General features: G+C 72.4%; 15 protein-coding genes. 3 read left to right on the plus strand and 12 right to left on the minus strand.

Annotated elements, in window-relative coordinates; genetic code table 11:
• Window positions 1–47: 47 nt before the first annotated feature.
• From PYS65_RS12095 to PYS65_RS12110, 4 genes are all read right to left on the minus strand, one after another.
• Complete coding sequence (locus tag PYS65_RS12095; protein ID WP_279333955.1) at window positions 48–803, minus strand: AIM24 family protein; 756 nt, start codon at window positions 801–803, stop codon at window positions 48–50.
• A gap of 17 nt (window positions 804–820) precedes the next feature.
• Window positions 821–1,501, minus strand: coding sequence for an AIM24 family protein (locus PYS65_RS12100; protein ID WP_279333956.1), 681 nt, complete (start codon window positions 1,499–1,501; stop codon window positions 821–823).
• An 11-nt stretch (window positions 1,502–1,512) separates the two neighbouring features.
• Window positions 1,513–3,225, minus strand: a complete 1,713-nt coding sequence (locus PYS65_RS12105; protein ID WP_279333957.1) for a TerD family protein — start codon at window positions 3,223–3,225, stop codon at window positions 1,513–1,515.
• A gap of 109 nt (window positions 3,226–3,334) precedes the next feature.
• Window positions 3,335–3,958: a M48 metallopeptidase family protein gene (locus tag PYS65_RS12110; protein ID WP_279333958.1), complete on the minus strand. Its 624-nt coding sequence runs from the start codon at window positions 3,956–3,958 to the stop codon at window positions 3,335–3,337.
• 241 nt (window positions 3,959–4,199) lie between these two features.
• Here PYS65_RS12110 and PYS65_RS12115 point away from each other — a divergent pair, with 241 nt between their 5' ends.
• Window positions 4,200–5,426 carry a ThiF family adenylyltransferase gene (locus PYS65_RS12115; RefSeq protein WP_279333959.1) on the plus strand — a complete coding sequence of 409 codons (1,227 nt, stop codon included), beginning with the start codon at window positions 4,200–4,202 and terminating at the stop codon, window positions 5,424–5,426.
• Window positions 5,419–6,888, plus strand: a complete 1,470-nt coding sequence (locus PYS65_RS12120) for an ABC1 kinase family protein (RefSeq protein WP_279333960.1) — start codon at window positions 5,419–5,421, stop codon at window positions 6,886–6,888. The genes PYS65_RS12115 and PYS65_RS12120 overlap by 8 nt, the downstream gene beginning before the upstream one ends.
• Before the next feature lie 154 nt (window positions 6,889–7,042).
• Here the strand turns inward: PYS65_RS12120 and PYS65_RS12125 are convergent, their stop codons facing one another.
• From PYS65_RS12125 to PYS65_RS12140, 4 genes are all read right to left on the minus strand, one after another.
• A complete protein-coding gene (locus tag PYS65_RS12125; RefSeq protein WP_279333961.1) occupies window positions 7,043–7,366 on the minus strand; it encodes a hypothetical protein in 324 nt (107 codons plus the stop codon).
• On the minus strand, window positions 7,363–7,731 hold the full coding sequence (locus PYS65_RS12130; RefSeq protein WP_202277938.1) for a WhiB family transcriptional regulator: 369 nt from the start codon (window positions 7,729–7,731) through the stop codon (window positions 7,363–7,365). Before PYS65_RS12130 ends, PYS65_RS12125 begins: the two co-directional genes overlap by 4 nt.
• Before the next feature lie 171 nt (window positions 7,732–7,902).
• On the minus strand, window positions 7,903–8,217 hold the full coding sequence (locus PYS65_RS12135) for a hypothetical protein (RefSeq protein WP_279333962.1): 315 nt from the start codon (window positions 8,215–8,217) through the stop codon (window positions 7,903–7,905).
• Between the two features lie 165 nt (window positions 8,218–8,382).
• Entirely contained in the window at window positions 8,383–10,593 is a 2,211-nt protein-coding gene (locus tag PYS65_RS12140) for an ATP-dependent DNA helicase UvrD2 (protein WP_279333963.1), read from the minus strand.
• 228 nt (window positions 10,594–10,821) lie between these two features.
• On the opposite strand from PYS65_RS12140, the gene PYS65_RS12145 reads away from it, so the two are divergent.
• On the plus strand, window positions 10,822–11,064 hold the full coding sequence (locus PYS65_RS12145) for a mycoredoxin (RefSeq protein WP_109376902.1): 243 nt from the start codon (window positions 10,822–10,824) through the stop codon (window positions 11,062–11,064).
• Between the two features lie 66 nt (window positions 11,065–11,130).
• On the opposite strand, the gene nudC is transcribed toward PYS65_RS12145, so the two are convergent.
• The 4 genes from nudC to PYS65_RS12165 all read right to left on the minus strand — a co-directional run bounded on the left by nudC (window position 11,131) and on the right by PYS65_RS12165 (window position 20,726).
• Entirely contained in the window at window positions 11,131–12,075 is a 945-nt protein-coding gene (gene nudC / locus PYS65_RS12150; RefSeq protein ID WP_279333964.1) for an NAD(+) diphosphatase, read from the minus strand.
• 156 nt (window positions 12,076–12,231) lie between these two features.
• On the minus strand, window positions 12,232–13,644 hold the full coding sequence (locus PYS65_RS12155; RefSeq protein ID WP_279333965.1) for a dipeptidase: 1,413 nt from the start codon (window positions 13,642–13,644) through the stop codon (window positions 12,232–12,234).
• 10 nt (window positions 13,645–13,654) lie between these two features.
• Window positions 13,655–17,245, minus strand: coding sequence for an ATP-dependent helicase (locus PYS65_RS12160; RefSeq protein ID WP_279333966.1), 3,591 nt, complete (start codon window positions 17,243–17,245; stop codon window positions 13,655–13,657).
• A gap of 100 nt (window positions 17,246–17,345) precedes the next feature.
• Window positions 17,346–20,726, minus strand: coding sequence for an ATP-dependent helicase (locus tag PYS65_RS12165; protein WP_279333967.1), 3,381 nt, complete (start codon window positions 20,724–20,726; stop codon window positions 17,346–17,348).
• Window positions 20,727–20,830: the final 104 nt, after the last annotated feature.

Raw genomic sequence — 20,830 nt, forward strand, 5'->3', positions numbered from 1 at the left:
CCCCCCGTGACGGGCCGCCCCTCATCACCTCTGTTCCGGCCGAAGGCTCAGCTCCAGACGTTGCCCTGGTTCTGTCCACGGGCGCCCTGCTGGCCCATTCCGTACTGCGCGGCGAGGCCGGAGCCGATCTGGGCGTTCTGCGGCGGCAGCAGCTCGCTGGGCTGGACGAGTACGAAGCCGCTGCCCATGAAGCTGAGCTCCCAGCCCTCACCGGTGCTGCCGCGGCGCCGCCACACCCCGGAGGAGTGGGTCTGGGCCTGCATCTGCACGCGCAGCCCCGTGGACCAGGCGACGATCGCGTCGGCGTCGCAGTTGACGTACGTGTCCGGCGTCACCTGCATCAGCAGCGGCATGCCGGAGGTCATCAGCGCGACCTTGCCCTGGCCGGTGATGTTGAGCTGGTACTTCCCGGAGCCGGAGATGCCGTACAGGCTGTCGACGGCGATGACCTCGTGGTGCAGTGAGGAGTCCGTCGCGAGCACATAGCTGCTGTCGACGGTCAGCCCCCCATGGTCCACGTCCATGAGATGGATGTGCTGGGCGAGGTTGGCGAGGTAGACCGTGCCCTGCCCGTGGCAGCGCATCAGGTCCAGTCCCTCACCGGTGCGCGCACGGTTGAGTGCCTGACCGTGGCTCTGGTACTCGGCGTCGAACTCGACGAGTCCCTGGTAGGCGATCATGCTGCCCTTGCGGGCGAGGATGTCGTCGTGACCCTCCAGGGCGACCCGGAGCATCTGCTTGTTCTGCAGGCTCCAGCGTTCCTGGGTCTGCTGGTCGTTGTGGGCGAAAAGCGGGCTCTGCATGGTGTGGTTGCTCCCCCTCAGCCCCGGACCCGGAGACGGTCGGTGCTGTCCTCACTGGGCTGGACGACGACGATGCCCTGGCCGGAGAACGCCATCTGGTAGGCCTCGCCGCTGCCGCGGCCGATCAGCGACTGTGCCCGGAAGCTGCGCTTGCCCTTCACCTTGAGGTTCGGGGACCAGGCGACCAGAGCGTCCGGGTCGACGTACGTCTCGTCCTCGCCACCGCCGCAGTCGACGACGATCGGCTTGCCCCGGGAGGTCAGCGCGACCCAGCCCTGCCCGGAGATCCTGGTGTTCCACAGGCCCTGCCCGGCAAATTTCGCCAGGCCCTTCACCCGCTCCACGCCCCACGACAGATGGGCGTCGAAGGCGAGCAGATTGGTGGCGTTGACGGAGATGCCGTCGCCGTTGAGGTTGATCACGACGACGTTCGCACCGTAGTCGGCGAGGTAGAGCAGGCCGTCGCCGGAGCACTTCATCAGCGGCGCGCCCTCCCCGGTCATCCAGTCCCGCGCGATCTGGCGCACGGCCGACGGGTTCGGCTCGTACTGGACGAACCCCTCGTAGGCGACCATGGACCCCACGCGCGCGAAGAGGTCGTTCCCGGTCTGCAGGGCGACCTTCAGCATGTGGTCGCCGTGGTTCTCCATGCGCGCGGTGACGGGGGCGGGGGCGTAGCCCGCGAGTGGCTGGTTCATGACGGGCTCCCTCAGATCTCGTACGGCTGGACGACGATGAAGTTGCCGGGTGCTCCCCGGAACTGGAGGTTGACGCTCTCCCCGGTGTCGCCGGGGTAGGAGTTGCGGCGCATTCGCACCTGGCTGGAGACGATCACCTGGGAGGCGGCCGACCAGGCGACCACGGCGTTGCAGTCGGCGAACGTGGTGGGCGTCACCGGCAGCACCACGGGCACGCCGTGCGTCTTCACGACGATGGTGCCGGTCCCCTGGAACTGCATCGTGAACAGCGCGCCACCGGGAATGCCGTGCCCCTCGACACGGCGGACCTCGTACTGGAGGCCTTCGTCGAAGGCGAGGACGTTCTCGGCGGAGACGCACACGGCGTCGCCCTGGAGCTCGATCGGGTGCAGCATCGTGGCGTCCTCGGCGAAGAACACCTGGCCCTGGCCCGTGCAGCGCATCAGCTGCATCTCCTGGCCGGTCGCGTTGCCCACGATCCGGCCGGTGAAGCCGGCGCCCTTGTAGTTGAAGTCGACCTTGCCCTGGTAGAGGACCATGCTGCCCTGTCGGGCCAGCACGGGCTGACCGCCGATGCCGAGGTCGACGCGGACGAGCTTCTGGTTCTGCTGGGTCCAGCGCTGCCCGGTGGGCGTCTCCTTGAACATCTGGAGCGCACCGAGCACACCCGGGGCCTGCGGTGCACCCTGGGGTGCGCTCGGGGGAGCGCCCTGCGGAGTCCCGTAGGGGGCCGGCGGGCCGGGCACCTGACCCGGCATCTGTGCGGGCGGCGGCTGGCCGTAGCCGGGTGGGGGTGTCGGCCCGCCGTAACCGGGCGGCGGGGCGGGTGCCTGTGGTGCCTGCGGCTGCGCGCCGTAGCCGGGGGGCGGCGGGGCGCTCGGAGCCGGCGGGCCGGGGGGCGGTGGCTGCTGGCCGGGCCGGCCGAAGGGCGCGGGCGCCGGAGCCGGAGGCGGCACCGGGGAGCCCCCGGGCGGAGTGTTCAGGGGCGCGACGATCGTCTGCGCGGCGTGCACCGACGGCGCCGGGGGCGGGGGCGGAGTGGCGCCGGGGGGAGGGGCGAAACCCTGTGCCGCGGGCTGAGGGGCCGGCGCGGGGGCGGGAGTCGGCACGGCGGTGCCGGGGACGGCGAACGCGGGCGGCGCGAAGCCAGGAGCGGCGCCGCTCGCCTGCGGCTGCTGCGGGGCGGCGGGCTCCTCCTCCGCCACCTCACCTCCGAAGTTCTTCAGCAGCGCTTCGAGCCCACCGTCGAAGCCCTGACCGACGGCGGCGAACCGCCACACGTCCTTGAGGTAGAAGTCACCCAGCATCACCGCCCGCTCGGTGGAGAACTCGGAGCCGTCGAAGGGGTAACGGGCCACTTCCTCGCCGCCCGCGACGATGCGGATGTATCCGGGACCGATCTGGGACATCTGCCCGGCGCCGTCGATCGTCGCCGTGAAGGACAGCTTCTTGATCTGCTGCGGGATCCGGTCCAGCGTCACCCGGAAGGATTCCGTGTCGCCGGCCTGCGCACCCAGGAGCTGGAGGGACTCCTCGGGGGACTTCGGCTGGTTGAAGAAGACGAAGTACCGGTCGTCCGAGAGCCGTTCGTCCGCGTCGAGACCGAAGCAGCTGATGTCGAAGGTGAGCCCGGGGCCGGAGATCTGCACGCCTACGTACAGATCCGTGCCAGCGGTGAGATCACTGATCCTGGCCTTGTGGCCGCGTTGGAATTCCCTGGCCATGCGTACGACCGTCCCCCATCCCGAATGTGAGTGCGTCGCGCCAGGCTAACGGCAAATCCGGACAACCGACGATGTCGGTACAGACCCGGTACACAACACGCGCGTGCCCCTACGGTGCGCTCACTGCGGACGGCGTTCCCTCGTCGCGGGTGCCGGGCGGATGCGGCAGCCGCTCGGCCGCGACCACGCCTTCGAGGTAGCCCCGGGCCCGTTCCGTCTTCGGATACGCCTCCAGCAGACGCCAGAAACGGGGTCCGTGACCGGGCACCAGCAGATGCGCCAGCTCGTGGCAGAGGACGTAGTCGACGACGTACTCGGGCATGCCCTGCAGCCGGTGCGACAGGCGGATGCTGCCCTCGGACGGCGTGCACGAGCCCCAGCGCGTGTTCTGGTTGGTCACCCACCGCACGGAGCGGGGCAGGGCCCGCCCGTCGAAGTACTGGGCCGACAACCGCTCGGCCCGCTCGGTCAGTTCGGTGTGCCCGAGTGTCCGCCTGCTCTCCTGGGCGGCCAGCTTGTCGAGCATGACGTTCACCCAGCGCTGTTCCTCCGCCTCGGACATCCGGGCGGGAATGAGCACGACGGTGCGATCACCCTCGCGGTACGCGGACACCGTTCTGCGTCGGCGGGAACTCCGGCGGACCTCGATCGCGCTCGCCCGTGAGCCGTTCGTCGACTGGCTCGTCGTGCTGCGCTGTGGTGGGGCGGCGCGGTGCGGTGGGTCGGCGGGCACGCCCCGACGTTACCCGCTGTCCCCGGGGAAGTCCCGGTTCCAGGACGCTTCGATGTCGATCCCCTCACCATGCGCAGGATTTATAGGATCATTCCTCACCCCTGTGGACAACTTTCCGCACACTTCCCCGAAGCGGTGCATGCTGGCACTCGTCGACCGCCCCACGAGCGGGTCGACGGCACTGAACTTCAGCGGCACTACGGCACTACGGCAGCGATCAAGGGCATACGGGGGACCTGGCATGCATCCGATGGTGAAACCCGCGCTCCGGCGCGGATGGCGCGACCTCAACACCGTGCAGTTCGGGATGACACCCGCGCACGCGTTGACCCTGGGGCCGGTGGACACGGCGACGGGCAGTTTCCTCGACCTGCTCAACGGCACCCGCGGACTCGCCCACCTGCGGGAGGAAGGCCGGCGCATGGATCTGCCCGACGGTCATGTCGACCGGCTCGTGACCAGACTGTCGCGGGCCGGGCTCCTGGACGACTCCCGGGGCGGCGGTCCGGCCGCCGATGCCCTGCGCGAGAAGCGGGAGGTCCTCGACCGGCTGCGCCCCGACCTGGCCTCGCTGACCCTGACCACCTCCGCACCGGGCGACGCGCTCGGGCGACTCGCCGCGCGCCGCGGCGCGCGGGTGCAGGTGAGGGGAGCCGGCCGGGTGGGCGCGATGCTGGCGGCGCTGCTGGCGGCAGCCGGCGTGGGTGAGGTCGACGTGCGTGACATCGGGCGGGTCGAGCCCTGGGACGTCGCACCGGGCGGCCTGCCCGCCGAAGCCGTCGGCGACCGCAGGGACGAGGCGGCCCGCCGCGCCGTGCGCCGCGCCGCACCGGACCGACCGCGGCGCCGTACCGCCCGGTCGCCGTTCGTGGGTGGCGATCCCGGGTTCTCCCTGGTGATCCTCGCTCCCCGGGACGATGTCGCCGTGCACGCACCCGACCCGTCGGGGACCGAGCCCCTGGTGGCCTCCGGAACACCCCACCTCTACGCGGGAGTGGCGGAGGGAACCGGTGTCGTCGGACCGCTCGTCCTGCCCGGTGAGACGGCCTGCGCGGGCTGCCTCCAGGGCAACAGGACCGACCGGGACCCGGCCTGGCCCCGTATGGTCGCCCAGTGGCGCTCCGGACGGCAGCGCCAGGTGGGAGCCTGCGACATGGCTCTGGCCGCGACCGTGGCCGGACTGGCCGGTGCCCATGCGTTGGCTCACCTGGACGGCCATGTTCCGTCCAGCGCCGGCACCCGTTGGGAGGCATCCCTCCCGGGCCTGCACTGGCATGCACGGCCGGTCCGGGCGCGTCCCGGCTGCCCGTGCGGAGCGGCGGAGGGGGACGCGGTGAAAGGCATGTCGGAACACACCTCCGAGTACGGCCGGGCGCACGAGACAATGGCCTCGCAAGGGCCGTCGAAGGAGTCGTGCCGTATGGCGGACGCGGAGCGGCCGGCAGGGACTTGGAGGGCGCATGTCTGATCTTCCCCGGAAGGCGGTCACCCGGACCGCCAAGCTGGCCGCGCTCCCGCTCGGCTTCGCCGGGCGGGCGACCTGGGGGCTCGGCAAGCGGATCGTGGGCGAGTCCGCGGAGATCGTCGGCCGGGAGTTGCAGCAGCGCACCGCGGAACAGCTGTTCAAGGTGCTCGGCGAGCTCAAGGGCGGCGCGATGAAGTTCGGCCAGGCCCTGTCGGTGTTCGAGTCGGCCCTGCCGGAGGAGATCGCCGGGCCCTACCGCACGGCGCTGACGAAGCTTCAGGAGGCGGCCCCGCCCATGCCGACCCGTACCGTGCACACGGTGCTGGAGGAACGGCTCGGCGAGGACTGGCGCGACCTGTTCCTCGAGTTCGAGGACAAGCCGGCTGCCGCGGCCTCGATCGGCCAGGTGCACCGGGGAGTGTGGCACGACGGCCGCGAGGTGGCGGTCAAGGTCCAGTACCCGGGCGCAGGCGAGGCCCTGCTGTCCGACCTGAACCAGCTGAGCCGGTTCGCCCGCCTGCTCGGCCCGCTCATCCCCGGCATGGACGTCAAACCGCTGATCACCGAGCTGAAGGACCGGGTCTCGGAGGAACTGGACTACGCCCTGGAGGCCCGGTCTCAGCAGGCCCACGCCGAGGAGTTCACGGACGACCCCGACGTCGTCGTACCGGCGGTGGTCCACCAGGGCGAACAGGTGCTGGTCACCGAGTGGATGGACGGCGTCCCCCTGTCGGAGATCATTTCGGACGGCACGGAAGCGCAGCGCGACCGAGCCGGTCAGCTCCTGGCCCGTTTCCTGTTCTCCGGACCGGCCCGCACCGGGCTGCTGCACGCCGATCCTCATCCGGGCAACTTCCGTCTGCTGCCCGGCGGTCCGGACGGCGAGGACGACTGGCGTCTGGGCGTACTGGACTTCGGCACGGTCGACCGTCTCCCGGGCGGGCTGCCCCACCCCATCGGCGAGGCCCTGCGGATGGCAGTGGACGGCGAGGCGGAGTCCGTCTACCGGATGCTGTGCGCGGAGGGGTTCGTCAGGGAGACCATCGAGCTGGATCCCGACGCGGTCCTCGAGTACCTCCTGCCGATCATCGAGCCGGCGCGGGTCGAGGCGTTCACCTTCACCCGTGGCTGGATGCGCGGCCAGGCCACACGCATCGGCGATCCCCGCTCCCCGGCCTACCAACTGGCCAAGCAGCTCAACCTCCCTCCGGCGTACCTGCTGATACACCGGGTGACCCTGAGCACGATCGGTGTGCTGTGCCAGTTGGGCGGGACGGTACGGCTCCGCGACGAACTGCAGGAGTGGCTGCCGGGGTTCCTCCCGGAGGAACCGGAGCCGGAGGAACCGGAGCTGGGCGCGGAGAGCACTGAGAACACGGCGGACGCGGAGGCGGCGGACGCGGACGGCGCGGGGGCCTCGGCAGAAGAGAAGTCGGCGGAGGAGAAGTCGGCGGCTCAGGCGTGAGACGCGCGGGCCGCGACCGTCGTCGCGGCCCGCTCGGTGCAACGCACCACGGGGGCCGGTCCGTTCGGCACGGACCGGCCCCCGTGGTGGAGAAGGACCGCCGGGTCGGCCGGATCGGAAGAACGGGCCGGCCCGGAGAATCGCTACTGCACGGCTACTGCATGACGGCCATGGCGAGCGCGCGGCGGGCGCGCCGGGAGGCACGCTCGGCGCGGCGCTGCATCCGCTGAGCGGTCACCAGGCGTACAGCCTGGCGCTCCCGCTCGGCCTCGTGCAGCCGCTCGTGCATATGCGCACGGGCCAGGGCTTCTGGGATGAGTTGCATCTCACGGGTCCTGTTCTGGCGCGAGTCGTTCGCGCCGCTGGTGGTGAAGTCTTCGGTCGCGGAGCCTGCGGGCTCGTCGGCGGTCGGCATCATCGGGGCCTGCTTCTGCGGGTCGTGCGTGAGGGGATGGTCGATCGTTCCTGGGGTGTTCATGCCGTGACCGGGTTCTTGCGCGGCCGGCCACGCGGCCGCTTCCGGGCGACGACGACGCCCTGGACGAACAGCTCCCCGCCCCAGACGCCCCACGGCTCACGCCGCTCCTTGGCACCGGCGAGGCAGGCCTCCATCAGCGGGCAGGTACGGCAGAGGGACTTGGCGTACTCCACGTCCGCCGGCGACTCGGCGAAGAAGACCTCCGGGTCGTAGGAACGGCACGGGACGGGCACGCCGAGGTTCTCGATGGCGTCGTCGAGCGCGGTGAGCGCGGTGAGCGGAGTCAAGGTCGGGTCCTCCGTGGAGCCAGGCTTGGGGATCGTTTCGGAAGGCGGTACGGACGGGGCGTGCGCTTCGAGTTGCACGGTTCGTCTTCCTCGTCTGTTCGTTCCGGCCGGTGGGCCGGGTGTCGGCTGGTACCGGGTTCTTGTCCTGTCCCGAGGCGCTTCGGTCCGTCGTCCCCGTTCGGGGACAAACAGAAGGGCCGCGGATCCCGGATGGGGTTCCGCGGCCCTGAAGGCGCCGGCCTGATCGCATCAGGCTGGATGACTCCAGGGTTCTGGCCCACGGAAGGCCCACATCAGGTGGTGCTGTGTCGTCTGCTTCCGGAATCCGGCACCGGCCGCCGCAAAGGCATAGGTCTGCACCTGTGCCTCTACCGCTTCCAGTGCCTTGATCGGTCGCTCATTGCGCTCACGGAGGGAAAGACCCGCGGGAGCAGCAAAGGACGCCGGACCTGCGGCAGGGATGCCGGACAGACCAGTGCCCTGATGCGAGGCGCCGAGCATGCACAGGGAGACGGCCGAGCGATCGGTCGTTTTGACGACGGAGCTGGTGTTGATGCTGATCACAGGACTCGCCTCCTCTCGGCGTATCAGGGGACCGGGGTCTACCGGTCCGGCGAATATGCAAGTACAACACGGATCCAGGGCCTGTGAGAAGGCCGCCGTTCCCGTGCCTAAGAACCTATGGGGCTTCCCCGGGCATGCGCAAACTATTTTCCCGACGAGTTGGAATCAGTCCTGATCCTTGCCATGCGCCCCGTCCCCGCCTGCGCATATGGCCAGTACGTCGGTTCCGTAGCGCCCCAGCTTGCGCATCCCCACCCCGGGGATGCGGGCGAGCCCCGCCGCGTCCTCGGGGACCGCCTCGGCGATGGCCATCAGCGTCTTGTCCGTGAAGACGCAGAAGGCCGGCTGTCCGCTGCGCCGCGCCTGCTCGCCGCGCCAGTCGTGCAGCCGCTCGTAGAGGCCCTCGTCCATGTCCGAGGGGCAGTCCTCACAGCGCATCAGCTTCATCTCGCCCGCGTCCGTCAGGGTGCGGCCGCAGACCCGGCACCGGGCAGGGCTGCGCTGCCCGCGTCGGGGGCCCGACGCCGCAAAGGGGGAGGCCGCCGCTCCGGACACACCACGCTCCACACCTCCCACTCCTCCCGCACCGCCCCGGCCGACCGCGGCCGCCGAGCCGGAACGCAACCCGTCGAGGAAGCGGCTGGCCCGGCGATTCGCCCTCCCGCCGGGCGAACGGGAGAGTGCCCAGGAGACATGGAGACGCTCACGCGCCCGGGTGACACCGACATAAAGGAGCCGACGCTCCTCCTCGATCTGCTCGTCGGTCTTTGCGTAGGTGATCGGCATCATCCCCTCGGCGACACCGACCAGGAAGACGACGTCCCACTCGAGGCCCTTGGCCGAGTGCAGCGAGGCGAGCGTGACGCCCTCCACGGTCGGCGCGTGCTGGGCGCCGGCCCGCTCGTCGAGCTCGGCGACGAGGTCGGCGAGGGTCGCACCCGGCCTGGCGGCGGCGAAGTCCTGGGCGAGGTTCACCAGAGCCGCCAACGACTCCCAGCGCTCCCGCACCGCACCCGAGCCCGCCGGCGGCTGGGCCGTCCAGCCCTGGCCGGACAGCACGGCACGCACCTGGGAGGGCAGGTCGACGACGTCGTCGAGGAGACTGTCGTTACCGCCGAAACGGGCCGCCCCACGCAGGGCGACGCCCGCCTTGCGCACCTCCGGGCGGTCGAAGAAACGCTCGGCACCACGCAGCTGGTACGGCACCGAGGCGTCCGCGAGGGCCTGCTCGTAGGTCTCGGACTGGGAGTTCGTGCGGAACAGCACGGCGATCCCGCTGGCCCGGACACCCGCGTCGATCAGTTCGCGGATCCGGCGCGCGGCGCCCTCGGCCTCAGCGGGTTCGTCGGGGTACTCGGTGAAGACCGGCTCGGGCCCCGGGCCGCGCTGGGAGACCAGTTCCAGCCGGTGGTCGGCGGCCCGGCCACGCGCCTGGGCGAGCAGACCGTTGGCGAGGTGGACGACCTGGGGGGTGGAGCGGTAGTCACGGACCAGCTTCACGACGGTGGCACCGGGATGCCTGGTGCGGAAGTCGAGCAGGTGGTCGGGCGTTGCGCCCGTGAACGAGTAGATCGTCTGGCTGGCGTCACCGACCACGCACAGGTTCTCCCGGTCGCCGAGCCAGAGCTCCAGCAGCCGCTGCTGGAGCGGACTGACGTCCTGGTACTCGTCGACGACGAAGTGCTGGTACTGGGCGCGGACCTGTTCGGCGATGTCCCGCCGGTCCTGCAGGACGGCCACGGTGAGCAGCAGCACGTCCTCGAAGTCGATGACCCCGCGCTCCCGCTTGAGGTCCTCGTAGGCGGCGTAGAGCTGCGCGATCTCGGCGGGGTCGCGGGGCGCCTCACGCGCGGCCTTGGCCGCGGCGGGCGGGTAGTCGGCGGGAACGGTCTGGGTGACCTTGGACCACTCGATCTCGGCGGTGACGTCCCGCAGCTCGCCCCGGTCGAGGCGGATGCGGCAGGCCGCGGCCGCGTCGGCGACGAGCTGGACCTTCCGGTCGACCAGCCGGGGCAGGGAGCCACCGACCGCTTTCGGCCAGAAGTACTGGAGCTGGCGGAGCGCCGCCGAGTGGAAGGTGCGGGCCTGGACCCCGGCGGCGCCGAGCTGGCGCAGCCGGCCGCGCATCTCCCCGGCGGCGCGGTTGGTGAAGGTGACGGCGAGCACGCTGGAGGGATGGAGGATGCCGGCGCGCACCCCGTAGGCGATCCGGTGGGTGATCGCCCTGGTCTTGCCGGTACCGGCGCCCGCCAGCACACACACCGGGCCGTGCAGGGCGGTGGCCACCTCGCGCTGCTCGGGGTCGAGCCCTTCGAGCACCGCGTCGGCCGAGTCCGGTACCCGCGGGAAGAGAGGGGAGGGCGTTGCTGCTGTCACACCGCCATGCTGCCAGGTCGCCGGAGGCGGATGAGCCGGGTTGTCCACAGGCAGCACCTCGCGGTCGTACTGATACGACGGGCTGATACGTCGGAGATCACACCAGGAGGACCGGGCGGGCCGGGACGGACGCGGGGCGGGCCCCGCCGCAGGGGAATGCCTGCGCTTTCAAGTACGTTCCTCTCACATCGAGGACTTCCCCCGAGCAGCCGAAGGAGCACGAGAGACATGCCGGGCACTGTGACGATGTACAGCACCACGTGGTGCGGTTACTGCCGCCGCCTGAAGGGCCAGATGGACCGCGAGGGCATCGCGTACACCGAGATCAACATCGAGCAGGACCCGGACTCCGCGGCCTTCGTGGAGAAGGCGAACGGGGGAAATCAGACAGTCCCGACCGTGCTCTTCCCGGACGGCTCGACGCTCACCAATCCGTCGTTGGCGCAGGTGAAGCAGAAGGTCGGCGGCTGAGCGAGCGGCTCGCTGGAAGCGGGGCGGGCGTCCCCGGTCGAGGGACGCCCGCCCCGCTTCCGTGTGTCAGAAGGCGCTGCGGGTCGGAAGGGGCTTGCCGTACCAGCGCTCGATCAGACGGGCCGCGATCGAGATGCCGTAGGGCGGGAGCACCTCGCCGGACTCGAAGGCGGCGCCCAGTTCCTCCCGGGAGAACCAGCGGGCCTCGTGGATCTCGTCGCCGTCGACGGTGATGTCGGTCGAGGTGGCACGGGCGAAGAAGCCCAGCATGAGGCTGGAGGGGAACGGCCAGGGCTGGCTGGCGATGTACTCGACCTCGCCGACGCTGATGCCGACCTCCTCGTGGACCTCGCGGCGCACCGACTGCTCGATGGCCTCGCCCGGCTCGACGAATCCGGCGAGGGTCGAGAAGCGGCCCTCGGGCCAGTGGACCTGGCGGCCGAGCAGGATGCGGTCCTGCCGGTCGACGACGGCCATGATCACGGCGGGGTCGGTGCGCGGATAGTGCTCGGCGCCGCAGGCGGGGCAGCGGCGGATGTGGCCGGCCGCGGCGATGACGGTGCGCTCGCCACAGCGGGAGCAGAAGCGGTGCAGGCGCTGCCAGTTCTCCAGGGCGACCGCGTGCACCATCAGGCCCGCGTCGCGTGAGGACAGGAACAGGCCCGCCTCGCGCAGTCCGGCCGGGCGGGCGGAGTCGTCCATGCGGCCGGGCAGGACGTCCTTCTGGAGGGCGAAGTAGCTGACGCCGTCCTCGTCGGTGCCGAGGAAGTAGCGGTGTGCCTCGGTGAGCGGCGCCTCGAAGGAGGGTGTCATGACGAGTTCGGTGCTGCCGTCCGCCGTCTCGTCGATGAGGACCTGGCCGCCGGAGACCACGAAGCAGCGCGTCGAGGGGTGGCTCCAGGCTGCCGCGAGCCATGCTTCGTCGAGCCGGTGGTGGGCGGCGCGGTTGATGCCGCTCGGGGCGGTGAGCGAGACGGGGCGATCGGCGATGTGGTCGGTCCTGGTGGTCACGGGTGCTTCCAACTCCCCCGGTGAAACGGATTGGGTCGGCGGTTGGTTCGGCTGGACGTACGGCGGGAGGCGACCGGGTCCGGCGGCACGCCCGGCGACGGGGGTGCTTCCAGTGTGCCCCGTCGCGGGCGCCCGGGGCCGGACGGCCCCGGGCGTTCAGGGCACGGGCCGCCAGTGCTCGGCGAGGTCGCTCCAGAGGTGTGCGGTGGTCTCGGCGCCTTTGAGGAGGAGGTCCAGTTCGACCTTCTCGTCGGGTGCGTGCCATCCGTCGGACGGAATGGAGATGCCGAGGAAGAGCACCGGTGCGCCGAGCACGTCCTGGAGGTCGGCGGCCGGTCCGGAGCCGCCCTCGCGGGTGAAGCGGACGGGTGTGCCGAAGGCGCGGCCCATGGCGCGGGCCACGGACTCGAGGGCGGGGTGGTCGAGCGGGGTCAGGCACGGGCGGGTGGCGGGGCGGAAGGTGATCTCGCAGCGGATGCCCTCGGGGATCTGCCCCGCCGTCCAGTCGCGGACGGCTTTCTCGATGTGGTCGGGGTCCTGGCCGGCGACCAGCCGGAAGGAGAGTTTGACCGTCGCCGAGGAGGGGATGATCGTCTTGCTGCCGGGGCCCTGGTAACCGCCGCCGATGCCGTTGACCTCGGCGGTGGGGCGGGCCCAGATGCGTTCCAGGGTGCTGAATCCGCTCTCGCCGTGGGTGCCGTGCGACCTGGCGGTGCGCAGCCACTGCTGTTCGTCGAAGGGGAGCTCGGCGAAGAGCTCGCGTTCGCGGTCGGTGAGTTCGACGACGCCGTCGTAGAAGCCGGGGATCGCCACGCGCGCGTGTTCGTCGTGCAGGGCGGCGACCAGGCGGGCGACGGCGGTGGCCGGGTTGGGTACCGCGCCGCCGAAGGAGCCGGAGTGGATGTCCTGGTCCGGGCCGTACAGCCGGATCTCGCACTCGGCGAGACCGCGCATGCCGGTGCACACGGTGGGGGTGTCCGCGGACCACATGCCGGTGTCGGAGACGATCACCGCGTCGGCGGCGAGCCGGTCGGCGTGCTGCTCGACGAGTGCCCGGAAGTGGGGTGAGCCGGATTCCTCCTCGCCCTCGATCAGCAGCTTCAGGTGCACGGCGGGGGTGGTGCGGCCGGTGGTGGCGAGGTGGGTCCGCACACCGAGGGTGTGGAAGAACACCTGGCCCTTGTCGTCGGCGGCCCCGCGCGCGTAGAGGCGGTTGTCCCGTACGACGGGTTCGAAGGGCTCGCTGTGCCAGCCGTCCTCGCGGGCGGCGGGCTGCACGTCGTGGTGGCCGTAGACCAGCACGGTGGGTGCCCCGGGGTCGGCCGAGGGCCATTCGGCGTAGACGGCGGGGGCGCCCGGGGTGGGCCAGACCTCGGCGGTCGGGAAGCCGGTCTCGGTGAGTTTGGCGGCGAGCCAGTCGGCGCTGCGGCGCACGTCGGGTGCGTGGTCGGGCTGGGCCGACACCGAAGGGATGCGCAGCCACTCGACGAGGTCGTCGAGGAAGGCGGCGCGGTGCTGCTCGATGTACGTACGGACGGCGCTGACGGCACTGTCAACGGGCTGGCTCATGGTCTCGAGCCTATCGGCCCGCGGAGGTGTCCTCGGAGTGCGGTATCTCACCGGACGGTTCCTCCAGCAGCAGCCGCTCCAGCGCCTCGCGGTCCGGCAGCGCGTCGGGGCGTACGACCTCGCCGGTGCGTACGTACAGGAAGGCGGCGGTGACCGACCCCAGGGGGACGCCCTGCTGCTCGGCCCAGGCGATCCGGTAGACGGCGAGCTGGAGGGGGTCGGCGGTGCGGTTGCGGTGGGTCTTCCAGTCGACGATCTCGTACGTCGTCCCGTCGCCGGCGTCTCCCTCCCCTCCGGCGGCCTTCTCTCCGGTGGCCTGCCGGTAGACGGCGTCGATGCGGCCGCGTACGACGCGGCCGGCGATCGCCAGCTGGAAGGGAGCCTCCACGCGGTAGGGCGTGCGGCGGGCGTACTCGGTGCGTTCGAAGGCGTCCTTGAGGGCCGCGAGGTCGTGTTCGTCGGCGATCTCGGCTTCGCTGCCGGGAAGCTCGTCGGGTTCGAGCATGGGCAGTGTCAGTTCTTCGAAGCGGCTCTCGACCCAGGCGTGGAAGCGGGTGCCGCGGCGCGCGGCGGGTTGCGGCGGTCGGGGCATGGGGCGGACCAGTTCCTGGGCGAAGCCGTCCGGGTCGGCGGCCAGGCGCAGCAGCTGGGACGTGGTCAGCGACGCGGGCAGCAGGACCTCGGTGACGCTGTCGCGGGCGCGCAGCAGTTCGCCGGTGAGGGCGTCGAGGTCGCGGTCCCAGGAGGCGACGGTGCGGGCTTCCTCGGGGGTGAGCCGGGGTGGGGCGGGCTCCGGAGGGGGCGCCTGGTGCGGGATCCGGAGCGGGACGACGGGCCGGCCGCCGTCCGGACGGCCGTCGTCGGGACGGCCGTCGTCGGGACCGCCGTCGTCGGGACCGCCGTCGTCGGGACCGCCGTCGGTGGTGGGGCGGTCGGTGGTGGGGCGGTCGGTGGTCCAGGAGTCCCAGTCGCCGGAGTCGTCGTCCGTGAAGGGGTCGCCCTCCTCGGGCGGGAGGTGCTCGTCGTCCGGCGGCGGGGGCCAGTCCGGATCGGCGTACGTGCCGGGAGCGTGGACGGCCGTGGGGTGGCCGTCCGGGTCGCCGGCGAGGCTTTCCAGGTGGGCCAGGACGGTCTCGGCGGCGGCGCGGCGGCGGGCGAGGGCGTCCTCGTCCAGCGGGAGGGGCCACGCCTGGTCCTGGGCGGCCCGGTGCAGGGCGGGGTTCTCCTCGCCCTCGGCGGGCGCGTCCGCCCAGGCCTCGATCTCGCCGTGTCCGGCGGCGCAGTGGTCGTGGAGGGCCTGCAGGAAGGCGGACGGCCCGCGCGGTTTCTTCTGCGAGGGCCCCCACCAGTGGCCGGAGCCGAGCAGCAGCGAGCGGGGGCGGGTGAAGGTGACGTAGCCGAGGCGGAGCTCCTCGGTGTGCTGGTGCTCCTTCATGGCGTCGTGGAAGGCCTTCAGGCCCCTGGAGTCCCAGGACCCGACATCGGGCAGGGTGTCGGCGTCGCCGCGCAGTCCGTGGGGCAGCACCTTGCCCTGTGCGGTCCACTTCTCGCGCCCCTGGCCGCTGGGGAACGTACCGGTGACCAGTCCGGGGACGGCCACCACGTCCCACTCCAGGCCCTTGGACTTGTGGGCGGTGAGGACCTTGACGGTGTTCTCGCCACCCGGCAGCGCGTTGTCGAGGCCCTTCTCGTACTGGGCGGCGGTGCGCAGGAAGCCGAGGAAGGCGAGCAGGGTCGCCTCGCCGTCCCCGGCGGCGAAGGAGGCGGCGACGTCGAGGAAGTTGGACAGGGTCTCGCGGCGGCGGGCGGCGAGGGCGTGCGGGGACGCCGACAGTTCGATCTCCAGACCGGTGACGGCGAGGACGCGGTGCAGGACGTCCATCAGCGGGTCGGCCAGGGAGCGGCGCAGGTCGCGCAGTTCGGTGGCCAGCCGGGCGAACCGCACGCGCGCGTCCGGTGAGAAGGGCAGCCCGTCGTCGCCCGGCCCGTCCAGGGGTGTCTCCAGGAACGTGTCGAGGGCGTCGGCGAGTGAGATCACTTCGGCCGGGTCGACCCCTTCGACGGCTGCGGCGAGACGGCGGTCGGGGTCGTCCTCGCCGTCCACGCGCGCGTGGGTCACGAGCAGTCGCGCACGGCGGCCGAGCAGGGCGAGGTCGCGGGGTCCGATGCGCCAGCGCGGGCCGGTCAGCAGGCGGACCAGGGAGGCGTTGGCCCCGGGGTCCTGGAGGACCTCGCAGACGGCGACCAGGTCGGCGATCTCGGGCAGGTGCAGCAGCCCGGACAGGCCGACGACCTCCACGGGGACGTCCCGGGCGACGAGGGCGCCCTGGATCTGGGCGAAGTCGGTCGCCGTGCGGCACAGGACGGCGATCTCGCCGGGTGCCTTCCCGGTGCGTACGAGGTGGGCGATGGAGTCGGCGATCCAGTCGAGTTCCTCGGCATGGGTGTGCAGCAGGGCGCAGCGGACGGTGCCGTCGCGTTCGGCTCCCGGGGCCGGGCGGAGGGCTTCCACTCCGGCGTGCATGGCCCGCAGGGGGTCGGCGAGGCCGTTGGCGAGGTCCAGCAGGCGGCCGCCGCTGCGGCGGTTCTCACTGAGCGACTGACGGGTGGCGGGGCCGCCGTCGGCCCGGGCGAAGTGCTCGGGGAAGTCGTCGAGGTTGGCGACGGAGGCGCCGCGCCAGCCGTAGATCGCCTGGCAGGGGTCGCCGACGGCGGTCACCGGGTGGCCGGTGCCGCCGCCGAACAGGCCGGCCAGCAGGACGCGCTGGGCGACCGAGGTGTCCTGGTACTCGTCGAGGAGGACCACGCGGAACTCGTCGCGCAGGACGCGGCCCACGTCGGGGATCCGGGCGAGCCGGGCCGAGAGGGCGATCTGGTCGCCGAAGTCGAGCAGGTCGCGTTCGCGTTTGGCGGCCCGGTAGCGCAGGACGAGGTCGGCCAGTTCGCGCCGGGCGGCGGCCGCTTCGGGCACTTTGCGCAGGTCGGCGTTGGTGAGCCGGGTGTTCTCCAGGGTGCGCAGCAGTTCGGTGTCGTGGTCGCGCAGGTCCTCGGGCCGTACGAGGTGCTCGGAGAGTTCGCCGTCGAGGGTGAGGAGGTCGCCGACCAGGTCGGGGAAGGAGCGGGTCAGTGCCGGGTAGAGGCCGGGAGCCTCGCGCAGCACCCGCGCGGCGAGCTGGTAGCGGGTCGCGTCGGCGAGGAGGCGGGAGGTCGGTTCGAGGCCGAGGCGCAGCCCGTGGTCGGTCAGGAGGCGGCCCGCGAAGGCGTGGTAGGTGGAGATCACCGGTTCGCCCGGCGGGTTGTCCGGGTCGAGAGGGTCGGGGTCGGTCACGCCGGCCTTGACCAGTGCCTTGCGGACGCGTTCGGCGAGTTCGCCGGCGGCCTTGTTGGTGAAGGTGAGGCCGAGCACCTGCTCCGGGGCGACCTGGCCGGTGCCGACCAGCCACACCACGCGCGCCGCCATCACCGTCGTCTTGCCCGAGCCGGCTCCGGCCACGATCACCTGGGGGGCGGGCGGCGCGACGATGCAGGCCGTCTGCTCCGGGGTGAAGGGGATGCCGAGGAGTTCCTTGAGCTGATCGGGGTCGGTGAGAGGTGCGGGCACATCGCAGAGGCTAACGGTGATCGCTGACACCCGGGGCCGGACGGCGCTCCGGGGGCGGTGAACCGCGGGCCGGTGCGGGCGGCGCGCTGCGTGAGGCCCGTCACTCGACCACGTGCCGCCCCTCGGGCCGGGCGCTGCACGAGGCCTGGAAGGCGCAGTGGGCGCAGTGCTGGCCGGTGCTCGGGGTGAAGCGTTCGTCGAGGACCTTGCCGGCCGCCGTGGCGAGCAGGTCGCCGACCCACTCCCCCTCCAGCGGCTGCTGGGCCTGCACCTTGGGCAGGGTCTCCCCGCCGTCCCGTCCGGCGGCGCCCTGGCGCAGCTGGACCAGCTCGGCACCCCCCGTCTCGGGGCGTTTGCCGTCGAACACCTCGTCGACTGCGCCCTCCTGGACGGCGAGCTGGTAGACGGCGAGCTGGGGGTGGCGGGCCACCTCGGCGGAGCTGGGGGCCTGTTTCCCGGTCTTGAAGTCGACGACGTAGGCGCGGCCCTCGCCGTCGGTCTCGACGCGGTCCATCTGGCCGCGGATGCGGACCTCGTAGTCGCCGGCCGCGAGGCTCACGTCGAAGTCGTGCTCGCTGGCCACCGGGGTGCGTCCGGCGCGGTCCATGACGTGCCACTGCAGGAAGCGTTCGAGTGCCACGCGCGCGTTCTGCTTCTCCTGCTGCGACTTCCACGGTGCGTCGAAGGCGAGCGCGTTCCACACGGAGTCGAGGCGTTCCATGAGGACGGCGAGGTCGGCCGGGGTGTGCCCGGAGGCCACCTCGTCGGCGAGGACGTGCACCACGTTGCCGAAGCCCTGGGCGGCGGTCGCGGGTGCGTCGGCCTTCACCTCCCGGCCGAGGAACCACTGCAGGGCGCAGGTGTGGGCGAGCTGGTCCAGGGCGCTGCCGGAGAGCACGACGGGCTGGTCGCGGCTGCGCAGCGGCACCTTGCTCCGGGTGGGTTCGTACATGCCCCACCAGCGGTAGGGGTGGGCGGACGGCACCAGGGGGCGTCCGTCCTCGTCGGCGAGGGCGGCGAGCCGGGCGAGCCGGTGGGCGGCGGCCTCCCTGAGGGTGTCGGAGACGCGCGGGTCGACCGTGGTGGCGCGCAGTTCGGCGACGAGCGCGGCGACGGACAGCGGGCGGCGCGGGCGGCCGGTGACGTCCTTGGGCTCGACGCCGAGTTCGGTCAGGAAGCGGGAGGGCTGGTCGCCGTCGTCGGCGGGGGCCTTCACGGCCGTCACGACGAGGCGTTCCCGCGCGCGGGTGGCCGCCACGTAGAACAGCCGGCGTTCCTCGGCGAGGAGCGCGCCGGGGGTGAGCGGTTCGGCGAGTCCGTCGCGGCCGATGCGGTCGGCCTCCAGCAGGGAGCCGCGGCGGCGCAGGTCGGGCCAGAGGCCCTCCTGGACGCCGGCCACGACGACCAGCCGCCACTCCAGGCCCTTGGCGCGGTGCGCGGTCATCAGGCGTACGGCGTCGGGGCGTACGGCGCGTCGGGTGAGGGTGTCGGCGGCGATGTCCTCGGCGTCGATCTCCTCCAGGAAGTTCAGGGCGCCCCGGCCGCCGATGCGTTCCTCGGCGCGGGCGGCGGTCGCGAACAGGGCGCACACCGCGTCGAGGTCCCGGTCGGCGTGGCGTCCGGCGGCGCCGCCCCGGCGGGCGGCGCGTTCCAGGCGTGCGGGCCACGGGGTGCCGTCCCACAGGTCCCACAGCGCCTCCTCGGCGGTGCCGCCGTCGGCGAGGCGTGCGCGGGCCGTGCGCAGCAGCGCGCCGAGCCGCTGGGCGCCGCGCGCGTACGTGGGGTCGTGCACGACCAGCCGCTCGGGTTCGGCCAGCGCGCGTGCGAGGAGTTCGTCCGAGGGCGGTGGCAGGGGGTTGCCCGCGGCCCGCTCCTCCTCGCGCAGGGCCCGGCCGAGGCGGCGCAGGTCCGCGGCGTCCATGCCGGCGAGGGGGGAGGTGAGCAGGGTGAGGGCGGTTTCGGTGTCGAGCCAGCGGGGCTCTTGCCGGACCTGCTCCTGCGGCTGCTCCTGCTCCTGTCCCTGCCCCGGCTCCGGGTTCCGTCCCCTCTCCTGCTCCTGCTCCCGCTCTCGTCCCGGGCCGTCGGCCGCCTCCGCCGTCGCCACCGCCCGCAGGGCCGTCAGCAGCGGGGTCACCGCCGGTTCGTGGCGCAGGGGGAGGTCGTCGCCGTCGACGTCCACCGGGACGCCGGCCGAGGTGAGGGCGCGGCGGACGACGGGGAGGGTGCGGGAGCCGGCCCGCACCAGGACGGCCATGTCGCTCCAGGCGACGCCGTCCTCCAGGTGGGCCCTGCGCAGGATGTCGGCGATGTTGTCCAGTTCCGTACCGGGGGTCGGGTACGTGTAGACCTCGGCCCGGCCGCCGTCCCGGGCCGGTGTGAGTTCCCGGTGGGCGCGGACCTTCTCGGCGGGGAGGCGGGTCAGCGGCATGCGCTGGGTGACCAGGCGGGTGGCGGACAGCAGGGCCGCGCCGGAGCGGCGCGAGACCCGGAGCACCTCGACCGGGGCCGGGCGGCCGTCCGCGCGGGGGAACGCCTCGGGGAAGTCCAGGATGCCGTTCACGTCCGCGCCCCGGAAGGCGTAGATCGACTGGTCCGGGTCGCCGAACGCGACCAGGGTGCGGCCGCCGCCGGCCAGCGCGTGCAGCAGTCGCACCTGGGCCGGGTCGGTGTCCTGGTACTCGTCGACGTACACGGCGTCGTACCGCGCGGCGAGCTGCCGGGCGATCTCGGGGCGGCGGGCGAGGAGCACCGCGCGGTGGACCAGTTCGGCGTAGTCGAGCACGCCCTGCAGGTCGAGGACGTCGAGGTACTCGGCGAGGAAGGCGGAGGCGGCACGCCAGTCGGGGCGTCCGATGCGGCGGGCGAAGGCGTCCAGGGCGTCGGGGCCGAGGCCCAGTTCACGGCTGCGGGCGAGCACCGCGCGGACCTCGTCGGCGAAGCCGCGGGTGGTCAGGCAGGCCCGCAGTTCGTCCGGCCAGCGCACGTGTGCCAGACCGAGGCGTTCGAGGTCCGTCTGGCCGGCCAGCAGCTCACGGACGGTGACGTCCTGTTCGGGGCCCGAGAGCAGGCGCAGCGGTTCCACGAAGAGATCGCTGTCCTGGTGGGCGCGGATCAGGGCGTAGCAGAACGAGTGGAACGTGGTCGCCTGCGGGGCGCGTGCGGCTCCTGTCCGCAGGGCCATGCGGTCGCGCAGCTCGACGGCCGCCCGGCGGCTGAACGTCAGCACGAGGATGCGTTCGGCATCACCTCCACGGGCGATACGCGCGGCCACGGACTCGACGAGCGTGGTCGTTTTCCCGGTGCCCGGACCTGCGAGAACGATCATCGGTCCGGTCTCGTGGTCAACCACGGAGCGCTGCGCGGCGTCCAGTCGTGGGGGAGTCTTGCGAGCCGGCGGGGTACGGACCAGCCGATGAGCGCCACGGGCCCCCCGCCGCACCTGGGGGTGCGACAGGCCGTTGGTGGAGAAAGAGGAGCTCACGTGGTTCGCCGGTCCTGGTGGGTGTGCTGGTTGCCGTTCCACCGTGTGGGGTGGGCGGTGGCCGCGGGGTCGGAGAGACACCTGCTGGTGACGCTAGACCGACG

The organism is Streptomyces cathayae, assembly GCF_029760955.1.
Taxonomy (GTDB): domain Bacteria; phylum Actinomycetota; class Actinomycetes; order Streptomycetales; family Streptomycetaceae; genus Streptomyces; species Streptomyces cathayae.